Below are 23,888 nucleotides of genomic sequence, written 5' to 3'. Positions count from 1 at the left end.
AAAAGCCGCCATCCAGCCGAGGGGAAGCTCTCGAACGGTGGAGAGCCGCACGCACACGATTTCTGAAAGCGTTGGACGAAAGTCGTCGGCGACAAACATGGCTGGAAAGCCTCTACGATGAGTTGCAACGATTGCCGAGGTTCGATCAGGAAGAAAAGAGCACTAGTATACAGCGGGATGCTGCAATAGAAAACTTTCGACAATCGAAGGGCATCTCCGCTGCGGCGTGGAAAGCCGCAAACCCACCTCCAAGCGCAGAGCTAGAGCTGCGCATACACGACTTATCAAAGCCAGGGTTTTGGGCACGATTGCTTAGAACGCGTTCGGCACGTAAATGGGGTGAAGTCAGGCAGGCTTTGCTGGAATGGCAGAATGCTCAGGCTACCTGGCAAGTGGCGTATAGCCAGTACCAACAGGTGAAACAGCGACTCAGCGATGCTCAGCAAAAGCACGGCATTATCATGACAGATGATGCGTTTTTCTCGCTAGATCATGACAAGCGGCATCAAGCTACACCGTGGTGCTCCTGCGCTACTCAATATCTTCGTGATGAAGTGTTTATCTCTGCGATGGCGCTGCATCGTGCTTTTATTGATGCGGCTGCCAAGCCCTTGCGTCACAACCTCGGTGCTTTGATGAATGTGTTCACGACGCAGACGCTGCCAGGTCAAGCGAAGCAGGCGTTGCTACTGGACTTGTGGGCTTCACTTTTCCTAGTGGTGCCATTGATCTCAACGACATTTGCTTCTGTCAACCGAATGTTGGGCAAGTTGCCACCTGAAAGTCTCGGCTGGTTGTTTGTAGACGAGGCTGGTCAAGCATTGCCGCAAGGTGCAGTGGGCGCACTCTTGCGAACTCGCCGAGCCATTGTCGTTGGTGACCCTGTGCAAATTGAGCCAGTGGTGGTGCTTCCTGATACCATGACACATGCTATCTGCCTCCGGCTTGGCGCTGATCCCAACCACTATGCGGCTCCATCAGCTTCGGTGCAGACGCTTGTCGACTCCGCGTCCTCCTATGCCAGCGAGTTCCAAACCGATGTTGGAAGTCGGAGCGTTGGTGTGCCGCTCCTGGTGCATCGACGATGTTCTGAGCCGATGTTCAGTGTCTCCAACAGGATTGCGTATTCCGGACTGATGGTGTGTGCAAAATTTCCACAGCCTTCGGCGATCCGAGAGGTGCTTGGTCCTTCTGCATGGATTCATGTAGAAGGCAGCGGTGAGGATAAGTGGTGTCGAGAGGAAGGCGATGAAGTGATGCGGTTACTTCATCGATTAAGAGCAGCTGGTGCCAAGCCAGACCTTTATGCCATCACCCCGTTTGTCATTGTTGCAGACCGATTGCGTCGAACGATACGTGAGAGCGGAGTGCTTAGAGGATGGGCTACCGAGGATGAGTGGCGCTGGGTCAATGAGCGAGTTGGTACTGTGCATACTGCTCAAGGGCGTGAAGCCGAGGCGGTCATTCTTGTGTTGGGAGCTCCGCACCCGACACAAACTGGCGCTCGTGGTTGGGCTGGAGGCCGACCGAATTTGCTCAATGTAGCAGTCACTCGCGCGAAAGAAGCCGTGTACGTCATTGGCAACCGACAGCTTTGGCGTGAGGCCGGTGTATTCAGAGAACTCGATGGGCGACTGCAGTGAAACAAATTAACGTAAGCACAGATGCTTGGTATGAATCTGGCCCGGATATGCCTGAGTTATGGGAGCCGATGCTAATCAATCCCCGTGAGGCTTGATACGCTTTCCCTATAGGCGGTTCGTGGCTACAATGTGGCTGAGGCAGTTGATGTTGAGGATGCGGGGGTAGGCGTGACCATCACACGGGATGCAGTACTGAAGGAGCTGGAAGCCAATCGCCACACACTCCAAGCGTATGGCGTTCGCAGTCTGGGATTGTTCGGATCGGTCGCTCGTGGGGACGCCACGTCAGCAAGCGATCTTGATTTCGTCGTTCAATTCGACAAGAAGTCCTTCGATGGGTATATGGATGTAAAGGCCTTTTTGGAGAACCTCTTCGACTGTCGTGTAGACTTGGTGATTGAAAGCACAATCAAGCCTCGGTTGCGAGGCGCAATTCTGCAAGAGGCAGTGCATGCCGCGGGATTATAGGGTTTACGCTGATGACATCATCGGAGCGATCGAGAAGATTCAGCGGTTTACAGTGGGCCTTGATCGAGAGACATTTTCCCAGGATGAAAAGACGTTCGATGCGGTGATTCGCAATCTCGAAGTGATCGGTGAGGCGATCAAGAAGATTCCCGAAGACGTCCGAACGCGCTATCCTTTGGTGGAATGAAAGAAGATTGCGGGTGTCAGAGATATTCTAGTGCATGAATACTTCGGAATCGATGTCGAGATTGTCTGGGATATTCTCCAATACAAGCTGGCTCCGCTGGAAATTCAGATGAGACAGATTTTAGCGGACCACTAAAATCCTGTTCGATCTGTTCCTAATCCCCTCGATGCGCTAGGTGCTCACCGTTGACTAGGCCGCTGCGCGGGTGTCGGACTTGGGGGTGGCCCCTTTCCACTGACCGACTTCAAGACTCTCCAGCCAATCGAGCAATCGGCCGACGTGCTCCCCCTGGAAGATTGATCCGTGTTGCGGGCAGATCATTCGGGGCTTGATCGCACGCACCCGCTGGACCCATCCGCGAAGCGCGGTGGTCGACGGCATCCAACGAAGGTGGAAGCCGCGCATATATTGGATATGCTGATCAAAGTCGGTGACCACGAGGCTGGCCTCGTGATTGGGCACCAGGGCCGACCCAATGTCGCCGGAAAACAGGATTCCCGCGATCGGGTCGTAGAGGGAAAAATTTCCTGACGAATGGCAGTAGTGGGCCGGCACGGCTTCCACCTCCGGGCCCTCCTCGCCGATCTTGATGCGCATGCCGTCATCGGGAATCGGATTGAGCGTAATCACGGCCCCGGTGCTGAAATGGCTGACGAAGCCTGTCCACAGCCAGGAGCAATAGGTCTTGATCGCGGGGTTTAGATCGAGCCACATGGCCAGCGACGAGCAGATGTCCGGATCCTGGTGGCTGGCGAAGATCACCTTAATATCCTGCATGCGGACGTACTTCGCGAGTTCGGCCAGCACTTGGGGGAAGATCTGGATGCCACCTGGGTCCAGCAGCATGGCCTGGCCGCGATGGATGATCACGTATTCGTTGGTGTCGATGACATGATCGTCCTTCTCCGGATCACGACCGATGACGACCCATTGATGGTCGTCTTTCTGGAACAAGACTTTACTTTGCATAGGTATACCCCTTCAGCAGTAGATCGAGCAGTTCCTGGCCGTGTTCGATGGCCTTTTTCATGGCGAGCGTCTTGCCATCCAGGTCATCCACGACACGGGTGATTTCGGTCGACAGGTTCTTAAAGTTGGCCTCCGCCTCCGCCAGCCCGGCCGCCTCCGAGGCGATGCAAAATGCCATGTATCGGGCGGTCAGCCCGATCATTTTTAATCCGCCCAGGGCCTGTTGTGTCTCGCCCAGACAGCGCAGGGCATCTTTGAGCCGTTCGTGCAATTCCGCGAGATTGGCCTGGCAGAGGTTCACCATGAACTGACGATTCTCGCGTTCAAGGGCTCCGGCTACGGCAAATGAGGGGTGCTGGGTCAAGTGGGTGATATCGGCCGCCGTGGTAAAACGCAGGTGCGACAGGGTGTCTAAATTGCTGGATGCCGAGGAGCGGTCCCCATGCGCCATGGCGGAGAGGAGACTGGCAATCAATTGGTGATAGCGCCAGACGATATTCGAACTGCTCGCGGTGACCTTGGCCAACCCGGCACAGAGGTGCTCGAGCGCGGCCACCTCCGGGCGGATTTCTTTAGGGGTATTGTTGAGGATTTCGACGAGCGCCAGCATGGGTCGGCCCTTCCCTCCCTGAATCTTGGCTGCCTGGACCACGCCGTTATTGGCCAGGATTTGCATGGAGAGGGACAGTTGCTGGAGTGAGCGGCCGACGTTGAGGATATCGACCGTAATGCCAAAGAGTTGATTGATATTGCGCTTAAAGAGGCTCAGCACGTCATGCATAGTGGCCGGACAATCGTGGGTGGTTGTGGTTCGAGCGTGGAAGTGCTCGCACTTCCCTATCGGCAGATCGGAAGAAAAACTAAACTGCTCGTCTTGTGACTAGTTCGCTGGCGGTCGGATCTTCCAAGGCCCAGCCGTATTGTCAGGGAAGGCGGGGACAAGACAGCAGGAGCGGCATGCTATAATCCCGCCCCTATGAGCCAGGCCATCGTCGTCAAAGGCGCGCGCGAACATAATCTGAAGAACCTCGATGTCGAGATTCCCCGAGACAAACTCGTCGTCATCACCGGTTTGAGCGGGTCGGGCAAATCCTCCCTGGCCTTTGATACCATCTATGCCGAGGGCCAGCGGCGCTATGTCGAGTCGCTCTCGGCCTATGCCCGGCAGTTTCTCGAACAGATGGGCAAGCCCGATGTGGATTCCATCGAAGGCCTGTCGCCCGCCATTTCCATCGAGCAGAAAAGTACCAGTCACAATCCCCGCTCCACGGTTGGGACCGTCACGGAAATCTACGACTATCTCCGCTTGCTCTATGCGCGAGTCGGCCATCCGTTCTGTTTTCAGTGCGGGCAGGAAATCACGGCACAGACCGTCCAGCAGATGGTGGATGCGATCTGCGAACTGCCGGAAGGTTCCAAGTTCCAGATTCTGTCTCCCATTGTTCGTGGGCGGAAGGGCGAGTATCGAAAAGAGTTGCTGGAGATGCGGAAGGCCGGGTACGTGCGGGCGCGCATCAACGGGGAGATCGTCGATCTTGGCGACGACGTCGTCCTCGACAAGCAGAAAAAACACACCATTGAAATCGTGGTAGATCGGTTGGTGATGAAGTCCGGCGAGGCGTTGATGCGTCGCGTCGCGGACTCTGTCGAAACCTCCTTGAAACTGGCGGGCGGACTGGTCGGAGTGCTCACGGAGCCGGGCAAGGTACAGGTCTATAGCGACAAACTGGCCTGTATCAAGTGCGGGGTGAGTTATCCCGAGATTACACCCCGGGTGTTTTCCTTCAACAGTCCGCACGGGGCCTGTCCGGCTTGCGATGGCATTGGGTATGCGATGGCGCCTGGCGCATCCGAGGGCGAAGACTTCACGTTGCTGGAACGGTGCGAGAGTTGCCACGGCGCCCGGCTCAAACCGGAAAGCCTGGCCGTCAAAATCGCCAAGCAATCCATCGCCGAGGTGACGGGATTGTCGGTGCGGGCGGCGGCGGACTTTTTCGCCGGACTCAAGTTCACGGAACGGGAACTGGTGATTGCACACCGGATTCTCAAAGAAATTCGGGAACGGCTTGGTTTTCTCGTCAATGTCGGTTTGGACTACCTGACCTTGGATCGCCCGGCTGCCACCTTGTCCGGCGGCGAAGGCCAGCGGATTCGTCTCGCGACCCAGATCGGCTCGGGCCTGGTCGGTGTGTTGTATATCCTGGACGAACCGTCGATCGGCCTGCATCAGCGGGACAATCGTCGCCTGCTCCAGACCCTGCTCCGTCTGCGCGATCTCGGGAACACGGTCATCGTCGTCGAACACGATGCGGAGACCATGCAGGCCGCCGACTACATTCTGGATCTGGGGCCAGGCGCCGGCACCCATGGCGGCAGGATCATTGCGCAGGGTACGCCCAAGCAGGTGATGGCCAACCCCGATTCCCTGACGGGCCTGTACCTGCGCGGCGCGCAGATGGTCTCGCTGCCGAAGCGCACACGAAAGCCAAAAGGATTTCTGACGGTCGTCGGCGCCAAAAAACACAATCTGAAAAACGTCACTCTCAATGTGCCGTTGGGATTGTTCACTTGCGTCACAGGGGTCTCGGGATCGGGAAAGAGCACGCTGGTGCTCGAGGTGTTGTTTCACTCGCTCTCGCAGCTGCTCTATCAGAAGAAGCCGAAGATCGATGGCTGCAAGGACCTGAAGGGCGTTGAGGCGCTGGACAAGATCATTGATATCGACCAGTCGCCCATTGGGCGCACGCCCCGGTCCAATCCGGCGACCTACACCGGCTTGTTCACGTTCATTCGCGATCTCTTTTCAAACTTGCCGGAATCGCGGGTGCGTGGGTACAAGCCTGGGCGTTACAGCTTCAATGTGAAAGGCGGGAGATGTGAAGCCTGCCAGGGCGACGGGCTGATTAAAATCGAAATGCATTTCCTGCCCGACGTCTATGTGACCTGTGAGGTCTGCAAAGGGCAGCGCTACAACCGGGAGACCTTGGATATTCAATACAAGGGGCGCAGCATTGCCGATGTGTTGAACATGAGGGTCGATGACGCGTTGGAGTTTTTCGAGAACATCCCCTACATCAAGGCGAAACTGCAGACCCTGCACGATGTCGGCCTACACTATGTGAAGCTCGGACAATCGGCGACCACGCTCTCCGGCGGCGAAGCCCAGCGGGTGAAGCTCTCGCGCGAACTCTCCAAGCGACCCACCGGGCGCACCATGTACATTCTCGATGAGCCGACGACCGGCCTGCACTTCGCCGACACGCAACGGCTGCTGGACGTGCTCGACCGGCTGGTTGAAACCGGCAACACCGTCCTGGTGATCGAGCACAATCTCGACATGATCCGCAACGCGGACTGGGTCATCGACCTAGGACCTGAAGGCGGCGACCGAGGCGGCGAGATCGTCGCCGAAGGCCCGCCGAAGGAGATCGCCAAGGTGAAGCGGTCGTATACGGGACAGGTGTTGAGGGACGCGGGGGTGTGAGTGGCGAAGGTGGCCCTCCTTGCTCGCAGAACGCGCACGATGAAACGGTGCTCGTCCGATGCGCGCAGTGGAGGGCCGCCCTCGCCACTCACGGAATAAGCGACAGAGGTGCTGCACAGCGGCCGGTGTAGCTGCTACATCTCGCCACTCCCGCCATGCCGTCTTCACCAGCCCCGTCTCTTACATCCCAGAAAGAGGGAAAAGGTGATTTCAGAGGAGATGACGGCGACATAGCGCTGTCATCCTTCTTAGCAGGAGCAAATAGAAGCATATGGCCATTACGGAATGGCAGGTAATTCAGCAGGCAATTCAGACTTGTAGGCATTGCGAAACTGAGCAGGTGCCTTACCTAAAAGTGCCGCGAGGACAAAAGCGCAAGCCATCATCAAGACCTGTTCGACCGGTTCGTCTCTACTTCGTATCGGTTGCACCACCTTGGGGTGGTGCCTACTTCTGGGATGAAACCAAAAGGGATGCTGTCCGGGAGGGGCTCTTCACCGCTCTTATATCAGCCGTCGGCATGAAAATTAGAAACTGCGACGAATTTATTGCGAACTCTTTTTTCCTAAGCCCAGCGGTCAAGTGCCCATCTATGTGCAAAGAAAAAGATCACGCACCTTCTCGTCAAGCTATCAGATATTGTCAGAACTTTCTGCTCGATGAGCTGCTCGCTGCTCAGCCGGAACGCATTCTAGCCTTAGGCAAAGTTCCATTCGAAAGCTTATGTGATCGGTTCAATCTAAGAGCGTCTAAAAAGGTGAGTGAATTTCGCAAAGAGATTTGGCGGGTTCGGCTAAGGGGGGAAGGAGGTTCTGTTGAGTGGAACCTATTTCCCTGGAAACAATCGAAATAATCAGCGTCCGCTTATTGAGCAGGATATCAACCGAATCCTGAAGGAGTTTCCAAGAAACGATAGCGCATAAATTCGAGCCAGGAGGAATCGTAGCCCATGCACACCATCCTGCTACTCACCATCTCCAACATCTTCATGACCTTCGCCTGGTATGGGCATCTCAAGTACAAGGAGTCGCCGCTGTGGATCGCGATTCTGGCGAGTTGGGGCATCGCGTTCGTGGAGTACTGTTTTCAGGTGCCGGCCAATCGCATCGGCCACTATGAATTCAGCGCGGCACAGTTGAAGACGATTCAGGAAGTCATCACCCTCATCGTGTTTTGCGTCTTCTCGGTGCTTTATTTGAAGGAAGAGCTGAAATGGAACTATCTGGTCGGTTTCGGCATGATGATCGGCGCCGTGTTTGTGGTCTTCAAAGAATGGTGAAGGTTCCCTCGTAGGTATCTCCCCGTCTACGCCTCTCCTCGGTGCCTCCAGCATACCTCGCTTCTCGCGGTTCTACCGTTCATCCCCCAGCTGAGTGATCTCGCTAGGGCCATTCGTTTCCCCTCCCCAGGGGAATTGCTAGGCTCACCGTTTGGCTTGATCGACTACAAGTGAAGATGAGGCTGTGTTCAGCATGTGATTCGCTGAATAGGGGGCGAGACGCAAGGAGGTCAACATGAAGCCAACCGGATCAATTCACAACCTGGGATTAAGCCTCTGTATTGGGGCGGCCGGTTTGACGGTCGCAGCGTGTAATACGACTAAGGCCACGGTCGATACGACCGTCAATTTCTTTTCCAGCACGAGCCCGAATCAGCTCTTTACGGCCGACGGCATGGTGCGGACGGAGCAGAAGATTAATTTATTCGCCGGGGTGGCCTATGAAAATCTCCGGCAAGAGGCTGCCGCTGGTGGAGGACAATACGTTCAGGCCTTGGCCTCCCTCTATGACATTCCTGCCGACAAGCATGGCGAGTTCGGGTTGGTGCTGCAGCGGAATTACGCCGATCTCTTTGCCGTCGGCCTTGAAGACGACAGCCGTGCGCATCTGAAGATGGTGAATGTCTTGAACCGCGAACTGGTTGCGGCGTCGCTCCTGCGGTGAGCGAGCGCGTGCAAGGGAGGTGTCAGATGGGACCGATGGGAAAAGGGTTCATCCTCTGGCTATTGGGCGTGCCGGCCAGCATTCTGGTGCTGCTCTGGTTTGTGGGGATCTTGCGGTAATTCTTGGCCTGAGACGGCTTGGGGGAAGCGGTGGGTGTGTACAGGTCCGACCTTCAACGGAACCAGCGGTCGTACATATAGAACAGGTCCAGCGTGAGGCGGGCGCCGAAGGTCGGCCCGTAGTCTTTCTGGTTGATGAGATCGTTCCACGTTTCAAACGTGAAGGCGGAATACCGCAGCGCCAGTGAGACGAACCGTTCTTCCAGCGCATCGCCTTGGTGATCCACAAACAGTCCGGAGTCGACGGTGACCGCCAGTTCGATTTCCCATGGAGTCGAATCATCCCAGTGACGGTAGTTGCCCAACCCGACGGACGCCTGCGCAAGATAGGATTGCGGGGCGACCTGGCGAAAGGCGGCGCCGCTGAACGGGCGGCCATATCGCGCGAGAGCCGAGACGCGAAGATAGTCGCCGAGCAGCGGGATCGGGTCGAGAATGGCCAGCCGTCGAAACCCGGCCTGCACGTAGGGTTCGTAATACAACGAGCCGCCGGCCCCGCCCACCCCGGCAAAAAAGACGTCGCTGGTGCCGAAGATGCCGAACCAGCGGGTCATGGTCCCGCTCAGCATGAAATCGTTTGCCTCGCGTTTGTTCCCGACCGGGACCTCCGTCAACCCGCGAAACTTGTGCACCACATCGTTTTGCAGAAACCGGCTGGGCCCGTCACGCGTGGGTCCGCCTCCCGCCGTGAGATTCAGATTCCAACCCGGTAATTGAGACAGGGGTTTGGTCCAGCTCAGGGTGAAGAAATTCAGCCCCATGGTTTCCTGGATATCGTTGTAGCGTTTCCCTTCCCCGTCGAACTCGGTAAACCGATCCAGGAGCGCGGCGCTGAAGGTCAAGGTCGGGTCATGGTCTGGAAAGGCGATGGCCCCCCAATGGACGCTATGCGGGGGAGCTTCGGCCATGGCGAGTCCGGGAACAAGCCAGAGGGCGAGCGCAAGGGTGACGATCCATCGGCGGCGCATACGCGCCGCATCCTGCCAGTGAAGCAGCCGATTCCGCAACTGAATTGATGCGTGAGGGACAGCGATGCCGGCAACGCGGCAGCCAGCCATCGACCGGCTTGCAGTCTTGGTGTGTGCTTACTAGAATGCCGATCGAATTTCCGCGCCCTTCCTCGATGCTTACTCGCGCCACTGGGGGAGTTATGCCGCCGAAAAAGAAAGCCACCAAAACGAACGCCGGGGCGACTTCCGACATCGCCATGGGCTCACCCGCAACCGGTCCGTCGAGCGACGGGGCCGCGGATTTTGAAAAACTCGGGGTGTTCTATCTCGGTCGGCCCTATGATCTGGTCGCAAAAAAACCGAAGCCGGGATGGCTCTTATATGACTCGAAGGATCTGGTCACTCACGCGGTCTGCGTCGGCATGACGGGCAGCGGAAAAACAGGGCTCTGCGTCGGCCTGTTGGAAGAAGCGGCGATCGACGGCATTCCCGCCATTGTCATCGATCCCAAGGGGGACCTGGCCAACCTTCTGCTGACATTCCCGCACCTGCGGGGTGAGGACTTTGCTCCTTGGATCAATGAGGAGGACGCCAGGAAGAAGGGGTTGTCACCGACCGACTATGCCGCCCAGCAGGCGGCCCTATGGAAACAGGGGTTGGGAGAGTGGGGCCAGAGCGGCGAGCGTATTCAAAAAATGCGGGATGCCGCCGACTTTGCCGTCTACACGCCGGGCAGCACGGCGGGTCTGCCGGTCTCGATTCTGAAATCGTTCGCCGCTCCGCCGCCGGAGATGCTGGATGATGCCGAGCTCTTGCGCGAACGGATCGGGACCACCGTGACCAGCCTTCTCGGGTTGATCGGTCTTCACGCGGACCCGATCACCAGCCGCGAACATATTCTGCTCTCGTCGATTCTCGACAGCGCCTGGCGAGCGGGACAGGATTTGGATCTGGCCACTCTCATTCATCAGATTCAGGCTCCGCCGATGGTGAAGGTGGGCGTGCTGGATCTGGAGTCCTTCTTCCCGTCGAAGGAGCGGTTTGTGTTGGCCATGCAGCTGAACAATTTGCTGGCGGCGCCGGGATTCGCGGCCTGGATGGAAGGGGAACCGCTGGATGTCGGGCAGATGTTGTACGGTGCGTCCGGGAAGCCGCGTATCGCGATTTTTTCGATCGCACATTTGAATGATGCCGAGCGCATGTTTTTTGTCTCGCTGCTGCTGAATCAAACGCTGGGCTGGGTCCGTTCGCAATCGGGGACGACCAGTCTTCGGGCTATCCTCTACATGGACGAAATCTTCGGCTACTTCCCGCCGGTGGCCAATCCTCCCTCCAAGGCACCCCTGCTGACGTTACTCAAGCAGGCGCGGGCATTCGGGTTGGGGGTGGTGCTGGCCACGCAAAATCCCGTCGATCTGGATTACAAAGGATTGGCCAATACCGGCACCTGGTTCATCGGTCGGCTCCAAACGGAGCGCGACAAGGCACGGGTGATCGAAGGTCTGGAAGGCGCGGCGGCCAGCAGCGGAAAGAAGTTTGATCGTCAACAGATGGAGCAGACACTGGCTGGGCTCGGGAACCGGGTGTTTCTGCTGAACAATGTCCACGAGGATGCGCCGGAAGTCTTTCAGACCCGCTGGACCCTGTCGTACCTGCGCGGGCCGCTGACTCGGACACAAATCAAACACGTGATGGGGCCGCTGCGAAGCGCGCACTCGGCTGCCACTCTGCCAGGTCCGGCTGCGGAGTCCACGGGGACGCCGCGATCGTTGCAGGCTGCGGCGGGCGTGACCGCGTCCCGTCCGATCGTTCCGCCCGCTGTGCCGCAATATTTTCTTCCCTTGCGGAGTGCACAGCCGGACAAGGCCGAACTGGTTTATCGGCCCATGGTGTTTGGAGCGGTCCAGGTGCGGTTTACGGACAACAAAGCGACGGTCGATGCGTCGGATGAACTCATGCGTCTGGCGGTGATCGGCACCGGCGCGGTGCCCGTGGAGTGGGAGCAGGCGCACATTGCGGAGGTGGCCCTGGCCGATCTCGAACGCGAACCTGTCGGCGGTGCCCGATTTGAGCCGCTCCCCGGTATCGCAAGTCAGGCCAAACAGTATGAGACGTGGAAGAGCGATCTGTCGGCCTGGGTGTTTCGCACGCAAAAGCTCGAACTCTTTCGTAGCCCGAGTACCGCTGCCCTGTCCCGTCCCGGCGAATCGGAGCGCGAGTTTCGTGTGCGACTCCAGCAGACCGGGCGGGAGCAACGTGATCAACACAGCGACAGTCTGCGCAAAAAATACGCGCCGAAAATCGCGCTCCTCCAAGATCGCATCAGGCGCGCAGCGCAGATGGTCGAGCGGCAACAAGCCGAATCTCGAAGCAGCCAGTTGCACGCCGCGATTTCCGTCGGGGCGACCATCCTGGGGGCGTTTCTCGGACGGAAGACGATCAGTGCGACCACCATCGGCAAGGCGACGACGGCGATTCGTGGGGCGGGTCGGGCGATGAAAGAATCGAAGGACGTCAGTCACGCCGAAGACAATGTGGCTGCGCTGCAACAGCAGTTGTCGGCACTGGAGGCACAGTTCACTGCCGAAACGGCCGCGCTAGCCGCGGCAACCGATCCGCTGACGGAGACGCTCGACCGTCTCATCATCAAGCCCAGCAAATCGAATATCGCCGTCAAACTGGTGGCGTTGGCCTGGGCCCCCCATTGGCGCACGGCTGATGGACGTGCGCTCCCTGCCTGGGTGTAATGTCTTCACGCCTTCGCTGCAGGCCTGTGACGAGGGCCGGACCGCGTCGATTCAGTCCCATATGGCCCTACTCCATGCCGGGTATTCTATGGTATGACTCAGAGCCGATTTGGTCAGTGTGATCCTGTGATTTCCCCGCGCATGGAAGCGCATGTATGCGGACGCACGCCCTGCCTTCCCATGAAACCGCTCGAATACGCGCATTGATGCGCGCGCGTATTCTCGATTCTCCACCTGAGACAGCCTTCGACGATCTTGCGCAACTGGCCGCGTCACTCTGCGACGCTCCGCTGGCCGTCATCGCCTTTGTTGATCGGGACCGCCAGTGGTTCAAGGCGAGGGTTGGGTTGGAGGTCACCCAGACCTCCCGCTCGTCCGGGCTCTGTTCCCATACCATCGAAAGCGGAGAGCCGTGTGTCGTGGAGGATGCACAGGGCGATCCGCGTTTCTCGTCTCACACATTGGTCGCCGCTGATCCGCAGGTCAGATTCTATTGCGGGGTCCCGGTCGTCACGACGGATGGGTATGCGGTCGGGACGATCGCCGTGATGGATCGTGTGCCGCGAGCACGAAAGGAGACGGAGTGTCTGGCCCTGCAACGATTGGCCCGGCAGGCTGCGGCGCTGTTGGAACTCCGGATGCTGCGGGGTGAGCACCCGACCTTCGGTGAGAAGCCTGTACAAGACGAGGAGATGTTTCACCTCATGGTAGGGAGTAGCCGGTCTACCGGGCTGGACTTTCTCCAGGAGCTCGTCAAAACGCTGGCGCACTCGATCGGCGCGGCATACGCCTTCTGTATTCGTCCCCTTCCGGGACGGCGCGCCAAAACCGTCGCCGGCTACGGGCCGGATGGGCCGCTGGAAACCTTGGAATATAATCTCGCCGGGACCCCCTGCGAGCATGTACTGAGAGAGGGCTTCTGCCACTATCCGGGCGCCGTACAAGCTTCGTTTCCGCAGGATGACCTGCTTCGACAGCTCTCCATCGAGTCATACATGGCCCTGACGCTTCCTTCGCCGACCGGTGAGCCCATCGGCTGGATTGCCATGCTTGCCAGGACGCCGTTGATGGATCCGAGGAGGGCAGAGTCGCTGCTGCGTATGGCTGCCGGTCGCGCCGGCAGTGAGTTGGGGCGGCATCTCGCCGAGCGGCAGCTCAGGAAGAGCGAAGAGCGGTTCCGTGCCGCGTATCGGAACGCGACGGTCGGGATGTCGATCGCCGATCTGAGTGGCCGTATTGAGGAAGTCAATCAGCGGCTCTGTACGATCCTGGGCTATTCGGAAGAGGAGCTGTTGAGCCGCACGTTTCAATCGCTCACGCATCCCGATGACCTGGGGCAGAATCTTGAACGAATCAAGAACCTGGTGGAAGGGACCGCCGAGGGCGATGTCTTTGAGAAGCGATACATCAGAAAGGATGGAGAGATCGTCTGGGCGCAAGTGGGGCTCTCGGTCATTCGGGATGCCGCAGGTCGCGTGCGGCATACGCTGGCGATGGTGCAAGACATCACCGAACGCAAACGGACCAAAGAGGCGTTGTACCTCGCCAAGTACACGATCGATCATGCCACAGAGGCGATTTACTGGGTGGGGGCCGGTGCGGAGCTGCTGGACGTGAACGACGCCGCCTGCGACATGCTGGGCTATACGAAAGACGAGTTTCGCCGGATGACGGTCCACGACATCAATCCGGAATTTCAGGCCGACCGATGGTCGTCCTTTTGGACGGACATGCGGCGACGGGGCAGAGACTCTTTCGAGAGTTTGCACCGGGCCAAGGACGGCCGGCTCATTCCGATCGAAGTGAGCGTGATGCTCATTCAGTACAACCAGGTGGAATGTCATTGCGTATTTGTGCGGGATATCACCGAGCGGAAACAGGCGGAGCAGGCCCTGGCGCATACCCAGGAGAAACTCCGGCAGGCGCTTCGGGCGTCCGGCACGGGACTCTGGGATTGGAATACGGAAACCAATGAAGTGTTTTTTTCGGACGAATGGGCGCAGCAGCTCGGCTATACAAGCCAGGAAATCGCCGGTCGTTTCGAGGAATGGGAGTCGCGGCTGCACCCTGACGACCACGACCGGGCTCTGGCCTATGTGCAGACCTACCGCAACAATCCAATCGGCCCCTATGAGCAAGAGTTTCGCATGCGCCGGAAGGACGGTTCCTACTGTTGGATCTCCGCACGGGCCTCGTTTGTCGAGGAACCAGACGGGAGGAGGGTCCGGCTCCTCGGGTCGCATACTGATCTCACCGAACGCAAGCTGGCCGAGACGGCCTTGCGGGCGAGTGAGGAACGGTTTCACATCACCATCGAAGCGATCAACGAAGGGATGTGGGACTGGAACATGCTGACGGATGTCGTCTATTTCAGTCCGCAGTGGATCAGGCTTCTGGGTTATGTGCCGGAGGAAGTCACCGGATCGGCAGCGTTCTTCTATTCGATTCTACACCCGGATGATCTCCCGCGCATAAGGGAGGTCTTGCAGGCGCATCTGGACGGCCGCACACCCCTGAAGGAACTCGAAGTGCGGCTACACCACAAGTCCGGCGAATACCGATGGTATCTTGATCGCGGCAAGGTCGTGGCCAGGGATGAGCAGGGACACCCGTTGCGCATGGTCGGAACCATCACCGACATCACTGAGCGCAAGCGGGTGGAGCGAGAGCGGGCGGAGGCGCTGGGGAATCTGCAGACCATCATGGAAACGGTCCCCGATGTGATCTTCGTGTTGGATTTGGATGGGCGTCTCAGCAAATGGAATCTTCGATTGGAAACGGTCACCGGGTACACGCGTGACGAGTTGTTGGGAAAGCCGGCCCTCGAGATGGTGCCCTCCGCAGAGGCTGAACAGACCAGCGCGGCTATCCAGCGGGCTTTTGAGGCCGGATATGCGGAGTTGGAAGGCCACCTCCTGACAAAGGACGGACGTGCCCTGCTCTACCATTGGAATGGAGCGCCCTTCGCGGATTTGCAGGGTCGGGTCATCGGGATTACCGGGGTGGGCCGCGATATCACCGAACGAAAGGAGACAGAAGCCTTGCTCCGGTCCAGTGAAGAGCGGTTCCGTCTCGTGGCGCAGGCCACCAATGACATCTTGTGGGATTGGGATCTGTTGACGGGCGATCATTGGTGGAGTCCCAACGCCTGCGAAAAGTTCGGGTACGATCCGCAAAGGGAACCAAGCATCGATGCATGGAGCGGCCGCTTGCACCCTGAGGACAGGGGGCGCGTGCTCGACATGGTCAGCCAGGCCATTCAAACGGAGATCAGCACCCTCTCTGCCGAATACCGTTTTCAACTGGCCGACGGCACGTATGGATACTTTCTCGACCGAGCCCATATCGTACGGAACGAGGCTGGGGTGGCCATACGAATGATCGGGGCGATGATCGACGTGACGGGCCCTCGGCGGGCCTATGCGTCTCTGGAAGAGGCCTATCGACGGTTTCAGGCCATGTCGCAGGAACTGCATATGGTGGAGTCCAACGAACGTCGCCGGCTGTCCCGAGAATTACACGATGAAGTTGGTCAATTGCTGACGTCGCTCAAGTTCGATCTCACGTCGGTGAAGCGAAGCGTCGCGGCACGATCCACCGGTGCGGGAGGCCGCGGGCAGGAACGTCTGGCTCGTGCGCTGGACACGACCGATCAGTTGTTTACGCGTCTGCGTCAGATCGTTCGGGCCCTCCGTCCTCCGGTCTTGGAAGAACTGGGATTAAAGGCCGGCCTGGAGGCGCTGATCGCAGACGTGCAGGTCCGGACCCGCTTGCGCTGCGCACTGGTGTTCGAGGAGCCACCACGCCGTGGGGCGCGTCTGCCCACGTTGGAGACGGCGTTCTATCGGATTGTCCAGGAACTGCTGACAAATGTGATCCGCCATGCGCACGCCACGACTGTGTCCATTCTGGTTCAACAGAGTCGGCGGGAATGGCGATTGACGGTCACAGACGATGGCGTCGGATTCGATGTCGCGGGTCTCTCCCCTGTGGGTGGCTTCGGATTGCGGGGAATACGGGAACGGGTGGAGATCCTCGCCGGACATGTGGAGATCAGCTCCCGGGCCGACGTTGGCACGACGGTTCAGGTGCGTATTCCGGTCGGTTCCACGCCCGACGGGGCTGCTGGAGCAAGTGTGTCATCAGCCTCGGCATCACGACGGAGGAAACCGGTTCATGAATAAGTGTCGCTGTTTGATCGCAGATGATCATCCGATCGTACGGAGGGGCGTACGTGAACTGTTGGAGGAGGAACAACTCTCCTCCGAGATCTGCGAAGTCCGCACCGGTGAGGAGGCATTGGAGGCCGTGCGGCGTCAGGCCTGGGACGTGATGATTTTGGACATTGCCCTTCCCGATAAGCATGGGTTGGAGGTTCTGAAGGAAACCAAACTCCTGCAGCCGCGGCTCCCGGTGCTCATGTTGAGTCTCTATCCGGAAAAAGAGTTTGCGATGCGAGCGATTAAAGCGGGCGCGTCGGGGTATTTGACCAAACAAAGCGCACCCTCCGAGTTGCTGGCGGCGGTCATGCGGGTCTTGCAGGGGGGGCGGTACATCACGGCGGTGTTGGCCGAACAGATGGCGAGTGCGCTCGAAACCGGCGCCGCCGACTCCTTGCATGCCAGACTGTCGGATCGTGAACTGCAAGTGCTTCGATTGCTGGGACAGGGCAAATCGGTATCCATGATCGCCGAGGAACTTCGCCTCAGCGTGAAAACCATCAGTACGTACCGGGCCAGGATTCTGGAAAAGCTGTCCTGTGAGAGCACCGGTGAGCTCATCCGCTACGCCATTGAAGCGCGCCTCATCGACTGACCTCACGCCTTCCCCAGCTGAGTACGCGACCTGTCTCCTGCTTGTCAGTCGAATGCCGACAGGTAAATCCACCTTCTGCCGATATTCCTACATGCCTCCTACGCCGACACTACATGGCCGTCAGTCGACTCGTGATTGGCGACCAGGGGAGGGCAATGGACGCGCAGCACGTGTATCGTATTGTTTTGATTGACGACAGTCGGATGGCACGCCTTGGGTTGCGGGAACAGCTGAATCGGACGGCGGAGTTCCGCATTGTCGGCGAGGCGACATCAATGGTGGAGGGGCTTGAACTGGTCGGGAGACTGACGCCCGACCTCGTGCTGTTGGACATTAGTTTGCCGGACGGCTCTGGTGTGCAAGCATGCCGCCGGCTGGTGGCGGGCAGGCCGGATATGCGGGTGCTCATTCTCAGCGTGTACGACGACCCTGCCGTGATTCGCGAGGCGATCGCTGCCGGCGCTCAGGGGTACATGCTGAAGGACACGCCGGTGGCTATGTGGCGGAATGCGATGCGGAGGGTGGCCGCTGGCGGTGCCGTCCTGGGGCCACAGTTGATCGGCCAGGTCCTGATGGAAGTCCGGGAGATGGCCAATGGGCTGTCCACGGCCTGCCTGGCTGACCTGTCTCCGCAGGAGCGGCGCCTCTTACCCCTGGTGGCGGAGGGCAGGACGAATAAGGAGATCGCCGTGGCCTTGTCGCTCTCGGAGAAAACGGTGAAGAACTATATCTCCAACATGTACTCCAAGTTGGGGATTACGCGTCGTTCGCAGGTGGCGACCCTCTATGCCAGGACCTTGCCGAGCGGGGGATTTTCTGCCGAGGATTGTGCCTGACGCCGAAGCGAGGTCCCGGTGGCGCTGATTTTGGTTGCAGACGATGATGCGAAGGTCTGTCGCTGGCTGCGGACGGTGCTCGAAATGGAGGGGTATCGGGTTGTCGAGGCGGCGGATGGGCGGCAGGCCATGCGGACCATTCAGCCTGGGGCTCCCGATCTCGTGATGCTCGATATCCATCTGCCGGTTCACGACGGGGTGCAGACGATTCTGAGACTACAGAGCCAGCAGGTGCCGGTCAAAGTCTTGGCCGTCTCCGGCCAGGCGGTGCGGGACTACGATATTCGCAAAATTGCCGCAATCTTCGGCGCCCATGGCACGCTGGAGCAACCTTTCAGTGTGGATCGATTGCTGCTCGGGGTTCAAGCGCTCATCGGGCCGGTGCACCCTCACGTGGCGTAACGTCTTCCGCCATCCCCCACATCCCTGACAGGCCGATCAAACCACGACGTCGATGAACGCGAGGATGACGTCGTGGCTCCTCAGCCTGTTGGGCATTCCTACCCTACCTCAAGATACGGGTCATCTGGAACCGGGTCGGATCGGAACGATCCCGCGTAAACCCCAGTTGCTCGTAGAACCGGAGCCATCCGACATTGCGAATCGACGTGCCGGCCCATGCTGGATTGTCCGGGCCCAGATCGACACTCAGGTTGTGGCCCTGGTAGGCCGCAGTCAGTTCGGCGATGGCTCTCCCGAACAGGCGGTGCCCGAGCCCCAGTCCACGATAGGCCGGGCGAACCCATCCGTAGAGGCCGAGTCGGTGTCCTGTGACGGATAGACGGGTCGCCGTTACAATCGCCAGAATTTCACCGGGTCCGACCGGGCCGGCCTGCGAGTCGAGGCCAGGCAGACGCATTTGCCAAACGGCGAGTCGCGGCGGCCTGTCCGTCACGTCCTCAAGGGGAAGGGGGCGTTCCAGGACATGCACGAACGTCTGCGCATAGTCCGGGACGGAGGCCCATTCGATGGAAAGATCCCGGAACAGTGACGACAGGTCACTGGTCGTGCCCAGCGGTTCCAGGAGCGTGACCTGATCGATCGAGAGATTGAGGTGCTGCTCCGCGAACCGTACGAATTGCTGACTGTACATGCCGCACAGGGTGGGCCAGAACAGGCGGAAGGTGGCCGAGGCGGTCCAGCGCCGGAACAGGTTCATCCAGCCGCGGTTGAGCGCATGCCCGTGAAACTCCTCCAGCTTCACCGCGAGATAGACCTGTTCCATCAGCTGGATTTGCAGGTTGCAGGTATGTAACGCCGCACGCGGGTTCGGCGCGAGGCTCCCCTGGTCCATCCCGAATACGGAACAGAGCTCCGGATAGATCTCCAGATCGTAGCGCAGCAACTCCGGGTCGTCCCGCAAGAGTCGTTCGAGGTCCTTGAGGTCATCCGTTTCGCCGAGGAAGGACTCCTGCATGCCAGGCGGGGTGGTCATCCAGTGGGAGCGCAACGCATGACAGAGGCGCGAGAACTCCTGTTCACTCCGTTGAAGCGCAGGGCGCAACACCTGTTGGGCGACATGCTCCCCGAGGCGGCGATAGGATTCGAACTGGGCTTCGTCAAAGAACTGATCGGAAGTCGATTCATGGGGAAAGGCCGGATGGCGCGCCGCATAATCCTGCACATCCGTGGGCTCGCTGCCGGTCAGCGACGGCTTGAGGTAGACCAGCGTGCCGGCGGTGGCATTGTCATCGACCTTGTCGTACCGGATCGTGCCGATGGCATGGTGGCGGGCGCTGGTTCCGGCGTCCGGCGATCGTTTGATCTGGTCGAGGTTGATCTCGATATCGATCCCCAGGTCGATGCGAATCTTGCGGATGGCGTTCCCGAAGTCTTCAAAGGCGAGGCTGGGATCGCAACCGGCATCCACGACGAGGATGCAGTGACAGCGGCGTCGCACCATTTCGTAGAGCCCAAGATTTTCGAAGTGTCCGCCGTCCGACAGATAGACGTACGGATGGCAGGAATCCGTGAGCCCGAACGCTTCTGCCAGCAAAGGCCGGATCGAGAGAGTCGGTGACGCCTGGCGGTAGGTGTCTGCGCCGGCCGGTCCGGGATTGCCCAGCCACCACCCGAGGCGAATATTGAAGAGGGCCAGGAGAAATGTCACCGCCGAGGATGAATGGTAACCCATGTTGGGGCTGGCGGCGGCCCCAGAAATGGCCAGGGCGGTGCCTAGCGACAATGGTTGGCCGATGTACCGGTTGGCTCCGTACTCGTCGGAACGCCGGTAGCCGAGATTCCAACTGCCGCTGTGCAGGGGACTGATCGTAAATGATTGGGCCTTTCGCTGTTGCCACGCCAGGTTGTCACCCTTGACCAGGTTGAGGGCGATGTTGACCAGATGCAACGGTCTGGGGCGTTGCGTATGGCGTTGGTGTATGAAGAGATCGGCAAACCAGGTAGTGGCCGCTCGTCCCGCGGCGGTGCCCGGTAACTGCAAGGCGGTGAGCCGGGCGAGGCCGGCAGGGCCGAGACGGAGTTGCCGCGCCGCCTCACTCAGGCGTGTGCGAACCGGCGCCAGCCGCAAGTCTTGCGGGAGTTGTGCGCGCAGATGGTCCTGTTGATCCGGCGTCGGGTTCGATAGGTGGAGGTAGTCGACCAAGGCCGGGATAGTGGGTTGTCGCCGCTCCTGCGTATGGAACCACCGGGCAACGCGCACCTCGTCGAACCGCATGTCGCTCATGGCCGGATTGTCGAGATTGTCGAAACCGGTAAAGGGATTGAAGGTCAGGTCGCGTTCGGCCTGCACGCGGGACGCGCCGAGGTACGCGCGAATGAGGCGGTTGCGATACATCGCGTGGAGGGAGAACCGATTGATGTTGATGAAGCTGGACATCAGCAGCCCGAGGAGCAGGACGGTGACCGTGAAGCGGAACAGCAGCCACACGGGTGTCTGGTGGAGAACTTGATCGTGGCCCCACGGATCCGCCCGGATTCCGAGGCCGGTCTGCAGAGGAGCGGCGAGATCATTCACGCGCCGGTCGTACTGGTGCGCGAGCAGGTCCAATTGCCAGCTCGTGCCGAGGGCCAGGGCGATGAGCACGCCGATCATGAACAATGGAGCGGCTGCGCGAACCGCCAGGTCGGTCAGTGCGGTGGTTGTGGATCGTTCTTCCTGTTGCTGCGCGGTGGTTCGGGAGCTGAATCCCAGGAGCAAGGTGAGGAGGCCGGACAGTCCGCCGACCGACGCGGCGACCTGTGGAGTCATCCAATGGATCAAACCGGGGCCGAAGACGACAATGCCGCACAGCCCGATCCACATGATCATCGCGATCAGCATCCAGGATCCCGTGCGGCCCCACCACTCACGATCTTGCTCTTCCGTGAACCGGCTGGCGAGGCCGATAAAGATAGTGGCGGTGAGCAGAAACAGGGCCAGGACTCCCGGCACCGCGAAGCAGGCAAACCATTCGGCAAACCGTGCGACGACGACGCCATCCGGCAGCTTGGCCAAGGCTCCGCGCAGAAACAAGCCGCCGAGTGCGCCGGTGGCGGCCACGGCGAAGGTTTCCGAGAGCAACCATCGCGTCATGGCCTTGAATCGTTTGAGTGCCACGGCGGAAAAAAGCCAGCTGCCGGTGTGGAGCAAGGCGCCGCCGATCACGGCCTGGTGCACGGTGATCTGGTCGAGGGTGCCGCCGCCGTTGCGAAACCAGGCCCAGGCGGTGGTGAGGCAGCCGAGCGAGAGGATCAAGGGGGCCAGGCACGCACGTAGAAACCACGCCTGAGTCTCCAACCTGTGCCACCAGCGGTCACGACGGTACTCACTCAGGGTGGGGCGGCAGAGGTGGAGATAGATCAGGGCCATGACCGCGAGACCGAGTCCGACGATCAATAGTGCGGGAGTGGCCCAGTCGGGGAGCGGTGACTTTGCGGTATGAAGTTGGGTGAGGGCGATGATCCACCGTGGTCCGAGGAGCGGGATCGCCAGGAGGGGGAGCAGGACCATCCAGTTTAAGCCCAGGTTGCGCAGGTAAATGCCCAGCAGAGTCCAAGAGTCGGCAGAGAAGAACCCAAGACGGGGGCTGAGGTAGTTGCTGTAGTTGCGAAGCCAGCGGACCGGCGGCGAGGCGTCGGCTGCGCCGGTATTCGGCGCCTTGCTCAGATCGTCCACGACCCCGTCCAAGCCGCGAGGGTGGCGATGGATCCAGGCCGTCAACCAACTGCCGATGTAACCGCCGCCAGAGACGGTGGACAAATAGTCAAACTTGTCCAAGATCTGCAGCTTGGCCAACGATTGCAGGATGCCCAGCCCAAAGGTCGCGCTCCGTATTCCTCCGCCGGAAAGGCACAGGCCTGCCTGCTTTGGGTGACGCCCGTGGATGTACCGGCGGAGCTCCTCAATCAGCTCCTTGTCCAGCGTGCCATCGGAATTTTTCACGGCTAACACCTTCACGGGATGGTCGTCCGGGAAGGGGCCATCGAGGAGTTCGGTTTCCTCAAGCAGAATCTTCGCGAGCGAGAGGGGGCAATCATGTGATGGATGCGGTGTGCTCATCGGGACTCCAGGATAATCGATGGACCGGTCTGGTGGTGGCCTGCGCAAGAACCGATTCGAGTACACGATCGTACGGGAAGAAAAGGCAAGGCACATGCCCTGGGGCTGAAAAGGGGTCGGTGCCGCCAAGGCCGCGAAGGAGGCACGGTTTCCGAGAGAAGCAGTGAGGGGTTGCGAGTGAATGCGTAGCGCGGCATGGACGCGATTATCGGAATTGATACAGCCCGTATCCCAATCGATACGCGACGGTGCCACGATTCCGGTCCGACTGATGTTCGGCTGCCTCGCTGGCGCCAAAAGGCTGGATGAGAGGCCTGGCGCCAACGCCGTCCTGCCGCTGGGACCAGCCAAGGTCGTGAAGTGTATCTCACCGACTGAGGGAAGCCGTCAGTGTTTCCGGTCCCGCTGCATCAGTTTGTCAGTGTAGGCCAGGAAAATCGCCGAGCCCAGGAACGTGAGGTGGATGAAAATCTTCCACTTGATGTGTTCGGGATTTTCGTTGGTCACGTCCACAAAGGCCTTTAACAGATGAATGCTGGAGATGCCGACGAGCGAAGCGGCCAGCTTGATCTTGATAGTGCCGGGATCCACGTGCGTGAGCCATTCGGGGCGGTCTGGGTGGGTTTCCAGATCGAGTTTGCTGACGAAGGTTGCATAACCGCCGATGATGACCATGGTCAGTAGATTGGCGACCATCGTGACGTCGATCAGTGACAGCACACCCAGCATGAACAGGGTTTCGGTCTCTTCCCGGAAATGGACGATCATGTGCCAGAGTTCCGCCAGGAACTTGGCGGCATAGAGCAGCTCGGCCACGATGAGTCCGCCATAGAGCGGAGCCTGAATCCAGCGGCTGCCGAAGATCAGGATTTCGAAGAGCTGCTCGACGCGATGGGCTGCTGTAGGCGGTGCGGACGGGGTATGGGATGCAGACGGATGACTCACGCTGGTACGGACCCTCCTTGTTGAGGGCGTATCCTAGTGGGCGCGTGGGGTTCTGTCAATCGTGAGATCGATCACCAGATAGCCGGCAAACACGCTGGCGGGAGACGCGGCGCAGGCGGAAGAAGGGGCCTGATTGCGCGGGGTCGTAAGGTGTGGCGACATCGACCGACCAGCAGTGGGAAGACAAACCCTACGCCGCCCCCCCCAGAAAGGATTGGTGCGTATGGTGACTGATCGGATCTGGATGCCCTGCAGGCTGTTCAGAAAGGTCGTTCAGCAAG

The 23,888-nt window shown here is 59.4% G+C and carries 16 protein-coding genes and 1 pseudogene; 12 read left to right on the top strand and 5 right to left on the bottom strand.

Annotation, left to right across the window (positions count from 1 at the left end; all coding sequences use genetic code 11):
* The first annotated feature begins 71 nt into the window (after window positions 1-71).
* From KJA79_RS03325 to KJA79_RS22745, 3 genes and pseudogenes are all read left to right on the top strand, one after another.
* Window positions 72-1,643 (top strand): DEAD/DEAH box helicase, encoded by a 1,572-nt coding sequence (locus KJA79_RS03325; protein WP_213040579.1) that lies wholly within the window; start codon window positions 72-74, stop codon window positions 1,641-1,643.
* Window positions 1,644-1,772: 129 nt separating this feature from the next.
* Window positions 1,773-2,111, top strand: coding sequence for a nucleotidyltransferase family protein (locus KJA79_RS03320; RefSeq protein WP_213040578.1), 339 nt, complete (start codon window positions 1,773-1,775; stop codon window positions 2,109-2,111).
* Window positions 2,095-2,433, top strand: a pseudogene (locus KJA79_RS22745) (HepT-like ribonuclease domain-containing protein). The gene KJA79_RS03320 and the pseudogene KJA79_RS22745 overlap by 17 nt, the downstream one beginning before the upstream one ends.
* 54 nt (window positions 2,434-2,487) lie before the next feature.
* Here KJA79_RS22745 and KJA79_RS03305 read toward each other — a convergent pair.
* Both KJA79_RS03305 and KJA79_RS03300 read right to left on the bottom strand, forming a co-directional pair.
* A complete protein-coding gene (locus tag KJA79_RS03305) occupies window positions 2,488-3,267 on the bottom strand; it encodes an oxygen-binding di-iron domain-containing protein (protein WP_213040575.1) in 780 nt (259 codons plus the stop codon).
* On the bottom strand, window positions 3,257-4,048 hold the full coding sequence (locus tag KJA79_RS03300; RefSeq protein WP_213040574.1) for a hypothetical protein: 792 nt from the start codon (window positions 4,046-4,048) through the stop codon (window positions 3,257-3,259). Before KJA79_RS03300 ends, KJA79_RS03305 begins: the two co-directional genes overlap by 11 nt.
* 195 nt (window positions 4,049-4,243) lie before the next feature.
* Here KJA79_RS03300 and uvrA point away from each other — a divergent pair, with 195 nt between their 5' ends.
* The 4 genes from uvrA to KJA79_RS03280 all read left to right on the top strand — a co-directional run bounded on the left by uvrA (window position 4,244) and on the right by KJA79_RS03280 (window position 8,694).
* A complete protein-coding gene (gene uvrA / locus KJA79_RS03295; RefSeq protein ID WP_213040573.1) occupies window positions 4,244-6,751 on the top strand; it encodes an excinuclease ABC subunit UvrA in 2,508 nt (835 codons plus the stop codon).
* A 271-nt stretch (window positions 6,752-7,022) separates the two neighbouring features.
* Entirely contained in the window at window positions 7,023-7,604 is a 582-nt protein-coding gene (locus KJA79_RS03290; protein WP_213040572.1) for a uracil-DNA glycosylase family protein, read from the top strand.
* Window positions 7,605-7,700: 96 nt separating this feature from the next.
* A complete protein-coding gene (locus tag KJA79_RS03285) occupies window positions 7,701-8,030 on the top strand; it encodes a DMT family protein (protein ID WP_213040571.1) in 330 nt (109 codons plus the stop codon).
* Window positions 8,031-8,265: 235 nt separating this feature from the next.
* Window positions 8,266-8,694, top strand: coding sequence for a DUF3015 family protein (locus KJA79_RS03280; RefSeq protein WP_213040570.1), 429 nt, complete (start codon window positions 8,266-8,268; stop codon window positions 8,692-8,694).
* A 172-nt stretch (window positions 8,695-8,866) separates the two neighbouring features.
* Here the strand turns inward: KJA79_RS03280 and KJA79_RS03275 are convergent, their stop codons facing one another.
* The gene (locus KJA79_RS03275; protein ID WP_213040569.1) at window positions 8,867-9,781 is read right to left on the bottom strand and encodes a hypothetical protein; all 915 of its coding nucleotides are present in this window, start codon (window positions 9,779-9,781) and stop codon (window positions 8,867-8,869) included.
* A 182-nt stretch (window positions 9,782-9,963) separates the two neighbouring features.
* Here KJA79_RS03275 and KJA79_RS03270 point away from each other — a divergent pair, with 182 nt between their 5' ends.
* From KJA79_RS03270 to KJA79_RS03250, 5 genes are all read left to right on the top strand, one after another.
* Window positions 9,964-12,510 (top strand): ATP-binding protein, encoded by a 2,547-nt coding sequence (locus KJA79_RS03270; protein ID WP_246507386.1) that lies wholly within the window; start codon window positions 9,964-9,966, stop codon window positions 12,508-12,510.
* A gap of 155 nt (window positions 12,511-12,665) precedes the next feature.
* Window positions 12,666-16,694 carry a PAS domain S-box protein gene (locus KJA79_RS03265; protein ID WP_213040568.1) on the top strand — a complete coding sequence of 1,343 codons (4,029 nt, stop codon included), beginning with the start codon at window positions 12,666-12,668 and terminating at the stop codon, window positions 16,692-16,694.
* Window positions 16,687-17,325 carry a response regulator gene (locus tag KJA79_RS03260; protein ID WP_213040567.1) on the top strand — a complete coding sequence of 213 codons (639 nt, stop codon included), beginning with the start codon at window positions 16,687-16,689 and terminating at the stop codon, window positions 17,323-17,325. The genes KJA79_RS03265 and KJA79_RS03260 overlap by 8 nt, the downstream gene beginning before the upstream one ends.
* Window positions 17,326-17,438: 113 nt before the next feature.
* Window positions 17,439-18,161: a response regulator gene (locus KJA79_RS03255; RefSeq protein ID WP_213040566.1), complete on the top strand. Its 723-nt coding sequence runs from the start codon at window positions 17,439-17,441 to the stop codon at window positions 18,159-18,161.
* An 18-nt stretch (window positions 18,162-18,179) separates the two neighbouring features.
* Window positions 18,180-18,563, top strand: coding sequence for a response regulator (locus tag KJA79_RS03250; protein ID WP_213040565.1), 384 nt, complete (start codon window positions 18,180-18,182; stop codon window positions 18,561-18,563).
* 103 nt (window positions 18,564-18,666) lie between these two features.
* Here KJA79_RS03250 and KJA79_RS03245 read toward each other — a convergent pair whose 3' ends face one another.
* Both KJA79_RS03245 and KJA79_RS03240 read right to left on the bottom strand, forming a co-directional pair.
* Window positions 18,667-22,662 carry a GNAT family N-acetyltransferase gene (locus KJA79_RS03245; RefSeq protein WP_213040564.1) on the bottom strand — a complete coding sequence of 1,332 codons (3,996 nt, stop codon included), beginning with the start codon at window positions 22,660-22,662 and terminating at the stop codon, window positions 18,667-18,669.
* A gap of 387 nt (window positions 22,663-23,049) precedes the next feature.
* Window positions 23,050-23,607, bottom strand: a complete 558-nt coding sequence (locus tag KJA79_RS03240) for a TIGR00645 family protein (RefSeq protein WP_213040563.1) — start codon at window positions 23,605-23,607, stop codon at window positions 23,050-23,052.
* Window positions 23,608-23,888: the final 281 nt, after the last annotated feature.

The sequence above is a fragment of the Nitrospira defluvii genome, from assembly GCF_905220995.1.
Taxonomy (GTDB): Bacteria; Nitrospirota; Nitrospiria; order Nitrospirales; family Nitrospiraceae; genus Nitrospira_A; species Nitrospira_A defluvii_C.
The sequence above is the reverse complement of the archived record's forward strand: the minus strand, read 5'-3'. Positions and strand labels throughout refer to the sequence as shown.

Coding starts and splice junctions, on each gene's coding strand:
- KJA79_RS03305 (WP_213040575.1), bottom strand. CDS start 3,267: ATGCAAAGTAAAGTCTTGTTCCAGAAAGACGACCATCAATGGGTCGTC.
- KJA79_RS03300 (WP_213040574.1), bottom strand. CDS start 4,048: ATGCATGACGTGCTGAGCCTCTTTAAGCGCAATATCAATCAACTCTTT.
- uvrA (WP_213040573.1), top strand. CDS start 4,244: ATGAGCCAGGCCATCGTCGTCAAAGGCGCGCGCGAACATAATCTGAAG.
- KJA79_RS03290 (WP_213040572.1), top strand. CDS start 7,023: ATGGCCATTACGGAATGGCAGGTAATTCAGCAGGCAATTCAGACTTGT.
- KJA79_RS03285 (WP_213040571.1), top strand. CDS start 7,701: ATGCACACCATCCTGCTACTCACCATCTCCAACATCTTCATGACCTTC.
- KJA79_RS03280 (WP_213040570.1), top strand. CDS start 8,266: ATGAAGCCAACCGGATCAATTCACAACCTGGGATTAAGCCTCTGTATT.
- KJA79_RS03275 (WP_213040569.1), bottom strand. CDS start 9,781: ATGCGCCGCCGATGGATCGTCACCCTTGCGCTCGCCCTCTGGCTTGTT.
- KJA79_RS03270 (WP_246507386.1), top strand. CDS start 9,964: ATGCCGCCGAAAAAGAAAGCCACCAAAACGAACGCCGGGGCGACTTCC.
- KJA79_RS03265 (WP_213040568.1), top strand. CDS start 12,666: ATGCGGACGCACGCCCTGCCTTCCCATGAAACCGCTCGAATACGCGCA.
- KJA79_RS03260 (WP_213040567.1), top strand. CDS start 16,687: ATGAATAAGTGTCGCTGTTTGATCGCAGATGATCATCCGATCGTACGG.
- KJA79_RS03255 (WP_213040566.1), top strand. CDS start 17,439: ATGGCCGTCAGTCGACTCGTGATTGGCGACCAGGGGAGGGCAATGGAC.
- KJA79_RS03245 (WP_213040564.1), bottom strand. CDS start 22,662: ATGAGCACACCGCATCCATCACATGATTGCCCCCTCTCGCTCGCGAAG.